General features: G+C 45.8%; 4 protein-coding genes. All 4 read right to left on the bottom strand.

Going from position 1 to position 16661, the window contains the following annotated elements:
• Positions 1-36: 36 nt before the first annotated feature.
• Complete coding sequence (locus tag QMY49_RS21440) at positions 37-942, bottom strand: OmpA family protein (RefSeq protein ID WP_283316701.1); 906 nt, start codon at positions 940-942, stop codon at positions 37-39.
• Positions 943-951: 9 nt separating this feature from the next.
• Positions 952-4467, bottom strand: coding sequence for a porin family protein (locus QMY49_RS21435; RefSeq protein WP_283316699.1), 3516 nt, complete (start codon positions 4465-4467; stop codon positions 952-954).
• A gap of 68 nt (positions 4468-4535) precedes the next feature.
• Complete coding sequence (locus tag QMY49_RS21430) at positions 4536-15617, bottom strand: hypothetical protein (RefSeq protein ID WP_283316697.1); 11082 nt, start codon at positions 15615-15617, stop codon at positions 4536-4538.
• Between the two features lie 371 nt (positions 15618-15988).
• Entirely contained in the window at positions 15989-16480 is a 492-nt protein-coding gene (locus QMY49_RS21425; RefSeq protein WP_005452792.1) for a DM13 domain-containing protein, read from the bottom strand.
• Positions 16481-16661: the final 181 nt, after the last annotated feature.

Genomic DNA, 16661 nt, shown 5'->3' with positions numbered 1-16661 from the left:
TAGGTAGCTAGCTTGCGAGAGGACAACCTTACCAAATTATTCCGTCGGTTGCCCCAGTTCGCTCTCTTTAAATACGATAAACGCACGGCGGTTTAAAGCATTGGCTTCTGGAGATTCTTCGTTGATCACAGGTTGAAGCTCACCAAAGGCTTTTACCTCCCACACAAACTGCGATGGATCGAGTTTCGTCTTGAGATACGCCACTACGGTTTGCGCTCTTCGCTCCGCCAGTTGTTCATTATAAGAGAGCGAGCCCACTTGGTCGGTATGACCAGCCACCATAATGCTACCTTCTAAACCTTGCAGTTTGGCGATGAAGTCATCTAATTGTGAAAGGTCTTCCGGTTTTAATTCCGACTTATCGAAATCAAAGTGTGGTGTCATCGCCATGTAGATCTTGCGTTCTGGTTTTGGCGGCTCACAGAAAGGCATCTCTTCGTATTTCTTCGCCTCTTCAAACATAACGTAAGCACGACGGTTTTCGGCGCGAGCTTGATCCGATTTACCCAACGCTAGCGGCTGCGACTCACCAAAGTGCTTCACTTCCCAATCGTATTGCTCTGGGTTGAGTTGTTGCTGAAGATACGCTTCTACCGATTCAGCACGGCGCATAGACAGCTTCTCATTGTACTCATCAGAGCCTTTAAAGTCGGTATGACCAACAATCGTGATGCGCCCACTCAAGCCTTGAATATCATGGATGAACGCATCTAGACTTGCCGCATCGGCTTCACGAATGGTGGACTTATCGAAATCGAAATGTTCGGCAACCGCGATATGAATTTCGCGCTGCGGCGCCAAACATTCACTGATCAGAAATTTGGAGACATTCACGTCCGCAAACTTTTCTCGGTTCTCTTGGCTTACATGCGCATCCGCCGAACAACCTGCCAATATTGCCCCTGCGATCATGCCACTTAACAAACGAATCGTCGTTTTCATATCGCCCTCTTATAGCTTACCAACTAGGTTAATGAACACGCCTGATGCGTCGTAATCGTCATCATTCGCTAGGTTGCCATCAAAGCCCGAGAAGTTGTAACCCACGCCGACTTTGAAGTTATCACTCAAATGTTTGTTAACGGAAACCAATGCGCCCTGCTCTAGCTCATCGTAGGTGCTGTCCGTCTTCCAATGGTACTCGCCGGTAACATCCCAATCTTTCATGACACGATAAGATGCACTCAAGCCGTACAATGAAATTTTGCTATCGACAGGAATGTCTTCGCCTGACTGACGAGTGAAGATTTCATGTTTGTCCTTATAAGCGTATTTCGCGCCTAAATCCCAGTTTGCATCCAACGAATAGATACCTTCAATTTCGATGATATGGCTCTCTTCATCTTTGTAATCTACATCGCGGTTGAGCTGGTCGAAATCCACCAAATAGGTGTAGCGAGATAACAAGTTCAAACGGTCGTTGTAGATTGGGCGATACGCCAGTCCTGCCGTCGACTCAATAAAGCGAGCCAATACTTTATCGCTCGACTTACTCTCAGAGCGCGAGTAGTTGAACTTGCCAAATAAGGTGTACTCTTCCGTCAGGTGATGCGTGTAACGGTTAGTCGTCACCCATTGGTCGATACGTTTCTTATCTGGGTCTGCGGAATCATCGGTCTTGTCGACACGGTACTCCACTTTGTTCTTGAACAGCACGTCATCGATATCAATCGAAGTGCTAACACTCACCGCTTGGCGCTCAGTAGTGATCTTCTGTTCGTCTTCGATTTCGCCTTTTTGGTAGCCGATGCCCATGTCGATGTCGTCGTTCATGTCGTAACCAAAGCCAAACGAGTCAATACGACCTTTGCCGTTGTTTTCATCAACAAATTGGTTTTCTTGGTAGAAATCAACCGTAGAAGTTAGGTCTGCACGCTGACCAACAATCACATTGTTTTTGCCTTCGTATGTGTCATCTACATAGGTTAAATACGTACTGTAATCTTCGGTTACGTCATACGTCACACTCGCTTCTGCGGCATCGCCACGATCGCCAGTGGTGTATTCAGCACCTACCACAAAGTCTTCTAGAATCCGGGTTTCACCACCCAGAGTGACGCTGTCGTTCTCGTCGTATTCATCCGTTTGACCTACGGTTTTCTGACCTTTGATATAAACGTTGTTATCGCTATCCCAGATGTAGTCAGCACGCAGACCCGCTAAGGTGCCTTTGCCTTTTTCATCTTGGTTGTTTAGCTCTTCAACTTGTTTACCCGCCGCCGAGATCTTGATGTGTTTGGTGACCTTAACTTGAGTTTCCAATTCCGCTTGTTGGGTATCGGTGCGTAAATCACCGTCTGATTCACGTTCTTCAACCGAGGTAAAGCGCGTCTTTACTGCAACTCGGTCAGTGGCTTGGAAACGAATTTCGGTACCGTATGACTCTTGCTCTAAGTCGTCATCTTGGCTGGCAAAACTGTAGCCTGCATCTTTGGATTTGTACCAAGCTTTGACGTCGTTACCCACTGCAGAAAAGACGTTCGGAGCGAGATCGTATAGGTTCATCACCCCTTTCACTTGGTAGATATCACCTTCGCGATCTTCTGCGTTATTGCCAATTGGGGTGAAAGTTAAACCTCCGTCTAAAGAGACGTAGTTAGAATCAGTTTGTCGACCTTTACTGTGCCCGAATTCGGCTTTTAAATAGGTGCCTTCTGAAGCACGCAAGGTTAAGTCTGTGCCGTATGCTTCGTAATCTTGATTGTCTTTTTCTTCGGTTTGGTAGTTTGCCCCGACGCCGATGTAATCGTTCACCCAACCTTTCACGCGACCACCAGCAGTCATAGAATCTATCGCATCAGTGCCTTGAGGCACGTACTCATAATCCACCGCAAGATAGTTGTCGTAGCCAGAAGAAGGCTGGTCGTTGATAACCGAACCAAAGTTATCAGAAATGATGTTGTTTAGTGGTCTGGTTAGAATGATGCGACCTTGATACGGGTCGATTTCATAGTCTCGTCCCGATTGTAGTGGCATTTCCTGAACCGTAATGCTGCTGTCAGGGTCAACAACTTTCACCATCACCTTGTCGCTGCCCGGAACCACTTCACCATGACGTAAGAAGTACAACGAACCACCAGTGCCTAAGAATTCATCGTGAGCAAAGAGCGAGTCCGATTCAGCCGCAAAACCAACGATGTTCAGGCGATCTTCACCAAACTTAGTGGTAGAGCGAGTACGATAATCACCTTTGAAACCATATAAGCTACGGTTGTAATCGTTGTTGTCTGTACCCGTAATTCCGGTGTTGTAGTTACCCCACAACACATTGGATTTATCGTATTCGACGTTGAGATAAACCTTACCTTTGGTATTGACCACTTTGTAGATGTTCGAACTGTCACCGTAGTTGCCGTAATACATCTCATCGTCGTCTTCTAGAATGTCGAATACACTGGATGAATCAGAGGCAAACGGGTGCTTAAACATGTCTCGAACGTCACTCTCTTTGGTATCAAAGTGAGTAGTAATTCTGAGTTTGTCACCAAACTTACCCTGTCCAAAGTACGCTAAGCGTCCTTGGTTGTAGATGTCATCTTGGTATTGGTCGTCGACGGCCAATGCCGCTGAGTTACCGGTGACCTTGTTTTTACCAATGTAGAAGTCAGCAAGACCCGCTTGTACCCAATACTCATCTGGAATACGTACATAAAGCTGATAACGGCGCTCTTCACCATTGTCGAACACCACGCGAGTTGGGAATAAATAAGCGTCTGCTGGTAGGTATTGCTCTGCGTATAGCTTACCTTCTTCCACATCGAACTCATCTTCGCCAATCACAACTTTGTCGACACCTTTTAACCCTGTACCCATGAATCTTGCCAGACCCGCAGAAGTTGGAATGTTGTGACGCATTAATTGGGCTTTACCAAGTTTGCGGCTTTGATCCTCTTCGCCGTCATTCTTGTCAATATCAACTTCAGAATCAGGCTCAACAAGGTCAATCACACCTATTGTAGTCACGTCCATATTGCCGTCTTTATCGAAGGCTTTTAGGCGGAACAACAGCTGTGTGTTCGATTCAAATTGGTAGTCTTGCGTGGTAGCGCCGTCCCAAACAATGTTGAAGTCATTAGCAAATTGCTGTCCTTCTACCACGGCTAATGGGTTCACTAAACCGCGGTCTCCACCCCGAAACACCTCAAGTTGGTAATGATCGACGTAGTAGCTAAAGTTGGTCGTAATAGCGAAGCTCATTTCTTGTAATGGCTTGCCATCTTTCACTTCCACATCACTGCTGATGCTCAGGTCGAGCACTGGGTCAAAACGCATAATGTCGCGGCTTACCCAAATCGCACCTTGATCTAAGTAGATGCGCGAGTTATCTGTTTGTTCGTGAGCTTTAACTTCAATACCCAGAGAGTCACTGTCAAGTTTTTCCAATTGGCTGGTGTCTTTCGCGTAGGAAAGTATCGGCAAACCAGCCGCGATGCACATTGTCAGTTTTGATGGTCTCAATCTAATCATAATAATCCTGCTTAACCGTTTGAATTGTCGGCTGGGACGCACCCAGCCAGCGTCTGTTCTTCGAACGGTTAATCATCCCCACTGCTTTGAATACTGAAGTTAAATTTCGTCAGCTTGTTTGGTGTAATTCGGCGTACTTTCGGGTTCTCACTGATCACCTTCATGCCTGTTGGTAGCGAGTCTGTGTCAACTTTGACCAAGAACTGCTTACCTTTCTTATTCAACACCCACTGATCTGGAACGTGGTATCGACCATATTGGTCTGTCTCGATAATGATGCCTTCGACGGTCAGTAATCGAACGCCTGGAATGCCATCTTCGTATAGCCCTTTGTTCTCTACGATGATTTCCCATAAATACGCATCACCATCTCGGTAGAGGTTTCTCACTACATCAATGTTCTCTGCTGACAGACCTTTTTTCTTATCTCCTTTGTGCTTGGTAATCGCATTACCTTGCTTGTCGAACTCGATATGCGTGCCGTTATCCGTGGTCACCTTGAATGGGAAGCCTTGGCGAGTTCGAGTCTTGAATTGGAATGCAACTTTGTTGCTGTGCTCAAGCGTTCGATTGCGTGACAAACCGTATAACTCATCCACTTCGTAGCCTTTGTCGATGCTCGACATCAGCACACCTTGACCTTGTTGCGTGACTTGAACGTCTTTAAGCTGCGTTTCAACACCATCTTGCGTAATGAAGGTTGAACCGGGAATGTAGTCACCTGCGGTTAAATCGACATCGATATAAATATCATCCGCTGTCGCATCTGCTTGGAAGCCGTCACCATTGTGATCCTCAAACACCTTGCCGATGATCGAAGCGGTGTCGAATACCTTATCTGGCATCACTTCCACCGTTGCACTGGCTAGATTAGATTTCACCACATAGCTTGTGGTCGCACTCTGAGCAGAGAAGCTCTCTGCTGGTGGCGCTTCTGCCCATGCAGTGTTGGTATAGACACCAAAGGTGGCACCGACACTGACCCGCATTAGGTAACGAATACGAACAGAATCAGCCGTTTTAGAATCGCCTTTGCCGTAAATATTCATGTCACCAACGTCAAAGATCAGCTGATTGGTTTTGGTCGGGTCCACTGAAATTTGAATATCATCTGAAGTGTCAAATACACCATCAGGACCGCTATTCACCATCTCAGTAGAATCTGGGATATAAGCAAAGCCACCTGGGTAACGGTCCACCAAACGCACACCCGTGAATGGGTTTTCTTTATCTTCGTTAGTGATGGTTACTTCGTACTCCACCACTTCACCTACACTCGCTTCTGACTTACTCGCAACCTTAGTTACGGTCAGCATGCCTTCGTTGTAAGCTTGTTTCTTCACTTTGATAGTGACATTGGCGGTCGCAACTTCGCCCGTCGGCGCGGTCGCAGTGAAAACGTTGGTGAAGTTGTCATCAATACCTTGATTGATCTCGCCTGCCACCACAATTTGATACTCGTTACCTTGGTAGGCTTTCATGGTGTGGTTTGAGTCAACGTTATTATCTGAGTCAACCGATACCACAGCACCAGATTTAAGCTCGGTGATGGTCGCCGTCCACGAGGTAAATAACGCATTTCCATTGCTGCCAATCAACTTATCGATTTCATCCAACAAGTTAACGTTGTCAGCATCAGCAGAACCACGGTTGGTTGCCGTCATGGTAAAGGTGATTTCATCGTCATCATTGGTGTATTCGGTTTTATCCGCAACCTTGGTGACGGCTAGGATGATCGGCTGTGGCTTAATCGTAACGAAATCGTCAGCAAGCACATCACTCTCTGTTTTATCGTACGCATACGCATGGTTGGTAATTTCCCCCATGGCATCCACATTCACGACACCTGTGATTTCGATTTCCAGTTTGTCGTTTGGAGCAAGCACTACACGACTATTGATATCCACGTTATCACCTTGGATTTTTGGCAACACGATGGTTCGATCATCACTGTATGAACTTGTCATTCTCCAACTGGTGAATGCAGCGGCTTCGGTGTCATGAATCGTATTCACCTTCAATTCAGAGAGCAGGTCTTTAAGTACAATCTCTTCGGTGAATGAGCCAGATTCGTTACTCAGCACGACATGGTAAGTTGCATTTTCGCCCGGACGGTAATATTCCTCGTCAACGGTTTTCTCAAGCTTGACGGACTCTGGCATCGATAGCAGCGTTGCACTCGCTTCTTGAGTATCACCGCGGAATGTGGCATTTGCGGTGTTTTCAATCTCACCCGTCGCATATTGATTAACAAGCCCTGTAATCACAAACTCAACTTCATCATTCGCAGCAATCGTCAGCATTGAGTCAATGTCTGCGTTCACTCCCGGAATGTTAGTGATGTCTGTTTCTGGATTGCTCTTATTCACATCAATACGCCAAGAGTCGAAGGCTTTAACGGTGGTGCCATCAAGGCGCACTACGTCAAGATCGCTGATGGCATCTTTCACCTCAATGTCTGTTGCTGGCACCGTACCTTCGTTCTTCACTTTGACACGGAAAGTCGCTTCTTTACCCGGAATGTAGTACTCACTGTCGGTGGTCTTCTCGATAGAAATACCCTGAGACTGCGGTTGAATCGTCGCGCTCGATTGCTGCGTGGTGCCATTCAAATCCGCAGTGGCAATGTTGGTAATGTCACTTGCTGCCAACGGATTCGTTTTCGCGGTAATCGTGAATTCAACGATGTCATGTGGCGCGATATCAATAACCGAACGAATGTCTCGATCATCTACTGGCATTGGCGTAATCGTCGTACGAGTGTCTTTGCTAGTGGTTTTAATTGTCCAACTGATAAACGCGCGATCACTGACACCATTCACGTTAGTCGTTCTGATACCCGACAGAATGTCATCGAGTTTGATGTCGTTATCAAAGCCATCGGTACCGTTGTATACGCGAACGTGGAATACCGCATCCTCACCCGGAATGTAGATAGGTGATTCCACCGTTTTCTCTATCCATACTTCCTCAGGTAAGGTTTCCAAAGTTGCCGTAGCATCAATCGTTGCACCGCCAAACTCTGCTGTGGCAGTGTTTACAACGTTTGCGACCGCACTGACATTGACCGTACCCGTAATGGCAAACTCCACCGTATCACCTGGCGCAATATCAATATTGGTAGAGATATCATCATTTGGTCCTGGGACCTTCTCGATATTGGTGCGAGGGTCGCCCTTCGTAGTCACGATTGTCCAGTCTTTGAATGCTGGTGCCATAGCGCCGCCCGATGTCTCCACTTCCAGAGCAGAAATGAAGTCTTCCACTTTGACATCTGACGCAAAGCCTGAACCGTTGTTGGTCACTTTGACGCGGAAAGTAGAGAACTCACCCGGCTGGTAGTAACGCTCATCAGTGGTTTTCTCCAGAACGATGTCACCCGGGCGAGGTTTCAGCGTCGCAGTCGCAGTAACGTCTTTGCTGTTATGGTTCAAGGTCGCTTGGTTAACGATATCTCCTGTAGCCTCAGCATTGACGAGACCAATCACGTACAGTGTGATGGTGTCATTTGGCGCAAGGTCGATGTTGTAGTCAATGTCCTTGTCCACGACCAGAGAGTTTGCATCCACCGTTGTTAATGAACTGCCCGAGACGTATTGCACTGCCCATTGCAAGAAGGCTTGATTGGTCGAGCCATCTACCGTCGTTACTGTCAATGCGCCAATCTCATCTTTCAGGTTGATGTCATTGGCGTAGCTATTATCTTGGTTAACGATCTTCAAGATGTAGCCAGCTGCTTGGTTCGGACTATAGAACTCAACCATCGGTTCTTTTGTGAAGGTTAAATCTGGGATTTTTGCTGTACTGGTCGCTTCAGCAGTCTTGGTCGTGCCGTTATAAGTCACTTCGACCTTGTTAGTGACATCCCCGACAACTTCCGGATCTAGCTCCCCTTCTACGGTCAGAGTCACAACGTCATTTGGACCAATATCCAAACTACCGTCCAAGAACTCCCCTGTCGCTGATGGGAACTTTGTATCACCAGTTTGCGAAGCTGCATTAAAGAAGATAGTGCCAGACTCAAACGCTTTCACCGTTGCACCAGTAATGTTGGTAGAGGTGATGTCGTTTACAAGGTCTTTAACTTGAACGTCATTCGCCCAGTTCGCGGTCGTGTTTTCAATTTTGATTGTATAAGTCAGTGTATCGCCAGATTCATACTGGTTCTTATCAACCGTTTTATCGACAGAAAGATCTGCCGTCGCAGCAACATAAGTTGCTTCAGCTGTTTGGGAGCCGCTTGAATCACTCACTTCCACCAGGTTAGTAATGTCGCCAACAAGGTCCGCTTTTACGACACCTTCAACATGCAATTGAACCGTATGGTCAGGGTGAATGTTGTAACGAACTTGATAGCCTTCGCCTTTATCACCTGTAATCTCCGAGCCAGCAATCTGTTGCGTCAGATTTGGGGTAGTGCCCACAACATTGATTGAGGTAGCAGACCAAGCATCAAACGCGCGCACTGGTAATGTAGAGCCCGCTTTATCGGCACGAATATTTTTCCAAAGATCAGCGATCAGGACATTCGTTGCGTAACCATCACCGGTATTTTTGACTTCGATGTCATAACCAATGGTGTCACCAGGGTGGTAGATAGCCGGCGTAGTCGACGTGACTTTCGTTACTGTCAAGCTGCCCGGTTCTGGGACAATCACCTTCTCTTTTAAGTTGTAAGTGAAAAAGGTCGACCCCGAGTTCAACTTACCTTGTAGTTGGTTGGTAAACTCACCAACTGCGTCATCACGAACATGCCCTACAACCTCAATTAAAATCTCAGTGTAAGTATCGTCAGCCGCTTTACCGCCCATTTGTACTGTGACATCAATGTCGCTATTCGCGGCAATGCTATTGAGGTTAGTAATATCCGTATATGACGGGTTGCCATCAGAAATCACACGAGCGCTGACTGTCCAATCTTTTAATGCTACCTGCTCTGAACCGTCAGCCACTTTTACCTTGTAACTGCTAATAGCATCTCGAATATCAATCTTCTCGTTATTCGATGTTTGGTTTCGAATACGCATTTGATAACGAACTTCTGAACCAGGCGTGTAGGTCGGTGTATCTGTAGATTTTTGCGCGATTAGGCTCGACGTGCCTGGGTCAAGAACAACGGGATTACTATCGTCACCATTCACCTTGGCGATGTTAGTGATAGTGCCTGTTGCGTCTGCAGCTACCGTACCATCAACTTCGAATACCACGGTATCTCCCGGCATCAAATCAAATGCCGCATTAAGTGGCACTGTACCTTGATAATCACCAGTGATAGAGAATCTATCCGCATCTGGAGCACTGATAATGGCAACACTGTAATCTTGGAATGCTGGCTTGCCATCGGATGTGTTAATTGTGTTCAGTTCATCCACGATTGTGACATCGTTAGCAATACTCTCCCCCGTATTGGTAACACTGACTTGGTATTGCACTTGACCATTCGGGTTGTAATGACACCCAGAGCCCGAGGTCGATGGGAAGGTACAAGTGCTGCTGTCAGCCGTCGTACTCAGTACCGACTTTTCAAAGCTCAATACAGGAGCCACTGGTGGAATCACATCTGTGGTATCGCTTTGATTGCCTGCTCGCCCGGTGTTGCCATCAATGTCTCCTAACGCGTCAGGACGAACTTTTCCTTTCACCGTAAACTCTATGACTTCTTCAGAAGCGATATCAACTAACAGGTCCAAGTTATCGGAAGCATCATAAGTTTCAATGTAGGTATCCTGCGTTCCCGAGGTACCTGTAGAGGTAAAGATATGAGAGATTGATGTCTCTGAGAATGCCGACTTCGTGGTTCCACCTACGACTTCAACACGAACGCCAGACACGATGTCTTGGATTACCGTCTGGTCACGCCAAACAGGCTCTGTATTAGTAACAGTGAACTTGTAAATCACCTCATCGTTAGGCTTGTAAGTATCGCCCGATGTGTAAGATTTACCTGCAATAGACACAATTTCTTTGCTCACGGCAAGGTTGCTGCCTTCCGGAGTAACCGTCGCTGCACTAAAGTTAGAGCCATTGTATTTCGGCTTCACTACGATTTGATCAAGTGCGTCTTGACGAATTTGCGACTCCATAACAAAGTCAATCCAACCACCTGGAGCAATAGACAGCTTGGCGATATCAATATCGACATCGGCACCGCCTACATACCCATCGATCAGCGTCGTTGCTTCTCCAGAAGTCGTTGCCTTCACAGTCCAACCATATTGATCGAATGCTGGTAGCGTCTGTGAGTCTGCTTCACCATCCGCATTCTGTGCAGTACGAACTTTGACTTTCGAGAAAAACTCTTCGAGAGATTTGTTGTACTCCAGACCTTTACCCTTGTTCTCGATACGCAAGTGGTAAACGATCTTCTCGCTACTCGTTGTGTGATTGTAAGTGGTTTTATGCGTAGCAAACGTTGTATCCGTATACGCTTTATGCGTTTTAGAGATATTTGCTGGTAGCATGTTCACTGGCTCTGATGGCAAGTTATGGCTGTTATCAACGACGGCTACGTTGAGAATTTGCCCTACGGCTTGCTCACTAATCTTCGCCTTAATGGTGTACTTAACAAACGTACCGCCGGTTACAAACTCATTTGCCGCGAGGTTGAAGTTAGTATTGATGTCCGTGTTGTTACTGACTTTACCCGCATCACTGATCGTACTCGCGTCCACACTCGGAGTAATCGTCCATGAGTCAAACGCACGACCTTTCACACCGCCAAAGTAATCCGTTTGAATTTTGCTGATTTCATCTTTGATTGGCATCTGATTGATGTGAACGTTGTTTAAGTTCTTCAATAAGATTTCGTATTCGATGTAACCACCAGGCGTGTATCCACCTGTCAATTCGGTGGTGCCATCTTGGTCATAGAGTTTTACGACGTGTTTAGAGAAATCGTATTTCTCGGCAGATGCCTTAGTCTCTGCACTCACGGTATCGCCGTCGACGGTCAATAGGTTTAGGATCTTACCCACCGCATTTTTATTGACGGTTGCAGTAACTACATACTCAATCTTTGTACCCGTCGGGATGGAGGCATGGGTATTGATGTCTTTGTTATCCGCAATACTGCTATCTAAATCGAGGATCGCTTTATCACTGCCACTCACAATACGTGGCGCTACCGTCCAACCAGAATCAAAGGCTTTTTCATTTTTACCATCGACGAGATCAACCGTGATACCCGACAATTCATCAATCACTGGGATGTTATAGGCGTTACCTTTACCATCGTTTTCAATGGTTAATCGGTAAACCAATGGCTTCCCTGGCTCATAACTGGATTGATCGACCGTTTTACTAAATGAAAGATGGTAGCCATTTGGAACAACTGTGATACCACCGATAGTAATCGTGCCTACGGCGTCCTCACGAACAACACCTTCCACTTCAAAAGTCACCAAATCACCACCAGCCACATCAATCGTTGTATCGATGTTCTGGTTATCTGCAACGGTGCCATCCAAAGTACCATCGGTGGTTCCTTTACCACCTTTGCTATCTTGCTTACTTACATCAACGGTATAGCCAGACGCATATGGCGTATCTTTGCTACCATCAAGTAGCTGAGTCTTAACACTATCAATATCTTCTTGAACTGGATGATCATTCACATAGCCCGTTTGAGAAGAAACGGTCACTTGATAGGTTAAAGTATCACCCGGCGAGTAGAAATTTGATTCTTTACCGTTAACCAGCAGCTTTCTGACCACGTCACCGCCATTGTAAGCGCGCTCCATTTCGTGGTGAGAAACGTGTGAATCTTCGTCGTTGCCGACATAACGATACACGTAGGCATCATTTTCAATCTTGTTGTTGAGAGTGGTTCCATCCAGTGAGCCAACAACGTTATCTTTGACGCGTGCTTTGATCTGAAAAGTTCGAATCTCTCCAGGGTCTAGGCTCATTGTCGCGCCTTTACCACCCGGTGGGTAGATAAAATCATCGTTAGTGGCAGGCTCGAAATCTGAACCAGTCTTAAACTGCCAGTATTCAAACGGGTTTTGGTCAGGAAAATCTTGGAACTGATTGTCTTTGTCGTTCGCTAGAACTGATTTGATATCATTCAGATAGTCATAGACTTTGAGTCCATGTTCTGTAGTTGAACCATTGTTTTTGACACGGATTTCATAAGTCACGTCTTCACCAGGAATAAAGCGAACTTTATCGGCTGTTTTAAGAATCGAAACGTTTAATGAATCCCCAGATACATGACCGATTTCAGCAGAAGAAGACTGATTCAAATTGGTCGAAGGATCGTAGGTTTCAGCCGTGTTAGAGATTTCACTCTCCTTGTAGTCGTTCTTAACGACACCAGTTACAACGAATGTTACAGAGCCATCAACTCCACTTACATTGGGGTCAATATCGACTCGGGCATCAAGATTTTCATCCGTTTGGTAACCACTTGGGTCCCCTGCATAGCTGCCTGTTTTATAAGGCGAATTGTTTGAGTCAGTTTCAGAGGTGTAACTCCAGGTAGAAAAGGCATTAAGAGCTTTGATATCATCAAATACACGAACTTCGTCTGCATAACCAAGCCCTCTGTTTCTTACCGTTATTTTGAAAGATACCTCTTTTCCTGGAATAAAATCATCATCTGGAGTTGTCTTCACAACAATGATTTTTGGATCATGTGGATACACGGTAACCGTATCAACCACGGAAGATTGAATGCCTGAATCTGGCGTTTTGACATCCGCAGTGTTGTTAAAGCGAGTAAAGAGGATTTCATCAGGCGTATCACGATCGATTTGAGCCACAATGGTGTATAGCACTTCCACGTTCGGTGGAATCTGCACTTTAGTATTTAAGTCCGTGTTGTCAGCGAACGTACCAACATCGGTATATGTAGCGTTTCCATCTAAGCGAGGGTCATCCGAAATAATCTCTGCACTAATTTGCCAAGACTTAAACACTGGTTTCGTCATGCCATCTGGCTCAAGGACGCCAGCTTTAATCGTCGACAATAGATCTTTTACTTCAACGTCAGTCGCGTAGCCATTCTCTTTCGCGTTCTTTAGACTGATTTGGTACGTCACTTCGTTGTCTAATTTTGAGTAAGCCGTCTGCTCACCATGGAAGCTTGAATCTGTGTTTGTTTTTACTCGCTTGTTTAACTGAATCACAAAGTCACGCGGGTCAGAGCCACGGTCGGCATAAACCGAGCCATCCACAGTCACTTGGTTAGAGATATGTCCATTTGCGAGCGGATTGGTTTCAGCAACAATGGTGTATTCAATGTAAGAGTGAGGCTGAAGCGTCGCAATTACATTTAGGTTATCCGGGTACTTCACCTCACCAGCAATGCCGGTGTCACTTGCGGTTGCAGAACTTCCGTCGTCTTTGAAAGCCTGTGCGGTAATGGTCCAGCCCGTATACGCGGCGATCTCACCACCATGAATATCTTGAGTTTTGACTGACTTAAGGTCATCCAAAACCTGAACTTGGTTAGCGAAACCATCACCATCATTGGTTACTGTGATGGTGTAAGTCAGAGCCTGACCGGAAGAGTAGAAACGACTGTCGACATCTTTGCTCGCACGTAAATTATCGTCCGGCGTTTGTACACCAGATCCTTCTTCCGTCACGTTATCATTGGCACAGCTTGCACTGTCATCCAAAATAAGACCGGTACTCGTATCACTCGTTTTTGCCGTTAGCTTGTATTTGATCGTTTTGCCCGGCGCGATATCCGGTGTCAGTGAAAGCGGGCTTGACGTCCAAGTACCATAACTAAACGAACCAGGGTCCGAACCAATGGAATCCTCACCTGAAATAACATCCACTTTCCACTTTTCAAAAGCTTGACCATCGCCCGCGCCGCCTGCTTGTTCAGTCACCACACAAGTCAGGTTATCTTGCACCAAAAGGTTATTGGCAAAATACTTGGAAGAGCCATTGGTAACCGTGATTTCGTATTCAATCTCACCACCTGGCACATACTCTGACGCCGAGGTCGTTTTGGTGATTGAAATGTCGGAATCTGCAACACTCAGTACTTTCTCTGCATTTACCGTGTCTGAAATACTTGAACTCTTAACTAGGGTGTCAGCTTGATCCGTCACTGACGCAGTGAAACCTTGCAGAGCGCCAATGGTAACAGGGGTTAACGTTGCTTTAACTTGGTAGGTAATCGACTCTCCTGGATAAATCGAAACGATATCATTGAAATCAACGTTCGTTTGCGTACTGCCCGCATAAGATGAATCTGACTTTCCACCAATGTTTGATACCGTGATGTCCCAAGTATCAAAAGGATTTCCGTCCACATCCGTATTGTTGTAGGAAGAAGTACGATCATTAGCTAGACCATTTGGGCTAACCAAATCTTTAATATTCTGTTTTACATGATAATTGTGAGCAATCGCTCCGCCGTTGTTGGTGACCTTGATTTGAAAATCAACTTCACCGTTAATTAGGTAAGGAGATGTCGACTGTAAAGTATGTGCCAGAGCGATATCTGGATCTGCCGGAGGCGTTGTAAGTTCACTACTATTAACAGTGCCAGCACGAGTCGTTGATGTCGCTTTGGTGACAATGTCGCCAACAAGGTCATCAACAACGGTCGCTTTGATGGTGTAGGTGACGTGACCACCAACAGAAAGCTCAGCGTCTTTAACCGACAAATCACCAGAAGTAGCAAAAGTACCCGTTTTGCTGCCGGACGAGGCTTTAGCACTGATATGAACATCACTGAAAGCTGCACCTGTTGAGCCATCTTGTTTTTGAGCCGTCAGCGTCTCGAACGCTTGCTCGATATCTAGGCCTTTAACGGTAACAGAGCCTCTGTTGGTCGCAATCAGCTTATAAGTTAGCTTACTCCCCACTTGGTATTGAGCCGGCTGAACGGAAGCTTCTAACGTGTAGTCGTAATCCGCAGGAGTAAACGTAATCGTTGATGTATTGGTAAACGTCGTTTCTGTGCCGGAAACGGTACCTTTTACCTCGGTGTTGCCTAAGACAATATCCTCAGCGGCGTCATCCGCAACGGTCGCTTCAATTTGGTAAGTAACCCGTCCAAAAGGGAGTAGGCTAGCCCCATTCACATCGAGGTTACTGTTACTTGCGGTGTAAGTGCCTGGGCTCGAACCTAATGTATGAGAATCAGAGATTGTTAAGCGGCTAAATGCTTTATTCGAACCAGACATGACTTCCCATATCTTATTCGTTACAGCAACATTACTAATAGTATTCGCTGTTGTATTTTTCACATCAATGGAATAACTGATTACTTCCCCATTTTCATAAGCAGTTCCTGATGTGGGACTAAACGATATTTCAATTTCCCCCGCGGCCATCGCTTGGGCGGAAACTAAAAACATCAAAAAGAATAAAGCGAGATAACGTTGAATCACTGACACAATACTTTTCCGACTCATACAAAATATTAATCATTTATTGATTTATGACAGGACAGCGCCCCGTCAAAATACAGGCGTCAAGATACTGGCGGCAGAAACGCTCCTTTTGTCACGTTTCTGTCAGTTATTATTCGACATGAGTTAAAATTGTTTGGGTATTAGCTCTGATTCATTTTTGCGACAGATTTGAGCTGTGCAGACGTAATAAATTCACCAAAGGTTTCACACCAAACAATGACTGACGTGTAGTTATCTAAGGGCAGATCTTGAGGAAGAGTGACCATAAAACGGTCAAATGTTTTCACCTCTCCCACCTTCACCATTTGTGACTTCAAGCGATTAAAATCCGCCTCGGTTTCAACAAACGTTGGTGAGAGATACAGCTTATAATCCGGTCCGGGAGCCAATTCTCCTTGAAAAGCAATCGTATCTTCAGTGACCCATAGATCCCCTTCTCCCCAATGAAGAAAGTCACTATCTGTTCGATTTCGCTCGAACATGCCACGGTAGAGAACACCTTCCGAAGAGTTAGACACAACCGAAACATCTGGTGAATCAGGTTGGATAAGAATAGGCAGTGCATAAATACCCGCAGCAAAACCCGCCACTGCAAACAAGATGTGGCTCACAAGCAATAAAATCCATTTCATCGTTATACCTAGCTTTAACTAACAAGACGTCAATATCAAAGTTAGTTCATAAATCCATTTAAAACAGAGCATTACTACAAACTCAGAAATTTCCTATATAGTTTTAAGGGCAATATCACAATTTCGGTGATAATTTCCCCAACCCATCGCCTTTTTAAAAAGTATGTCACTGTTTTTTAAT

The sequence above is a fragment of the Vibrio harveyi genome, from assembly GCF_030060435.1.
Classification (GTDB): domain Bacteria; phylum Pseudomonadota; class Gammaproteobacteria; order Enterobacterales; family Vibrionaceae; genus Vibrio; species Vibrio harveyi.
The sequence above is the reverse complement of the archived record's forward strand: the minus strand, read 5'-3'. Positions and strand labels throughout refer to the sequence as shown.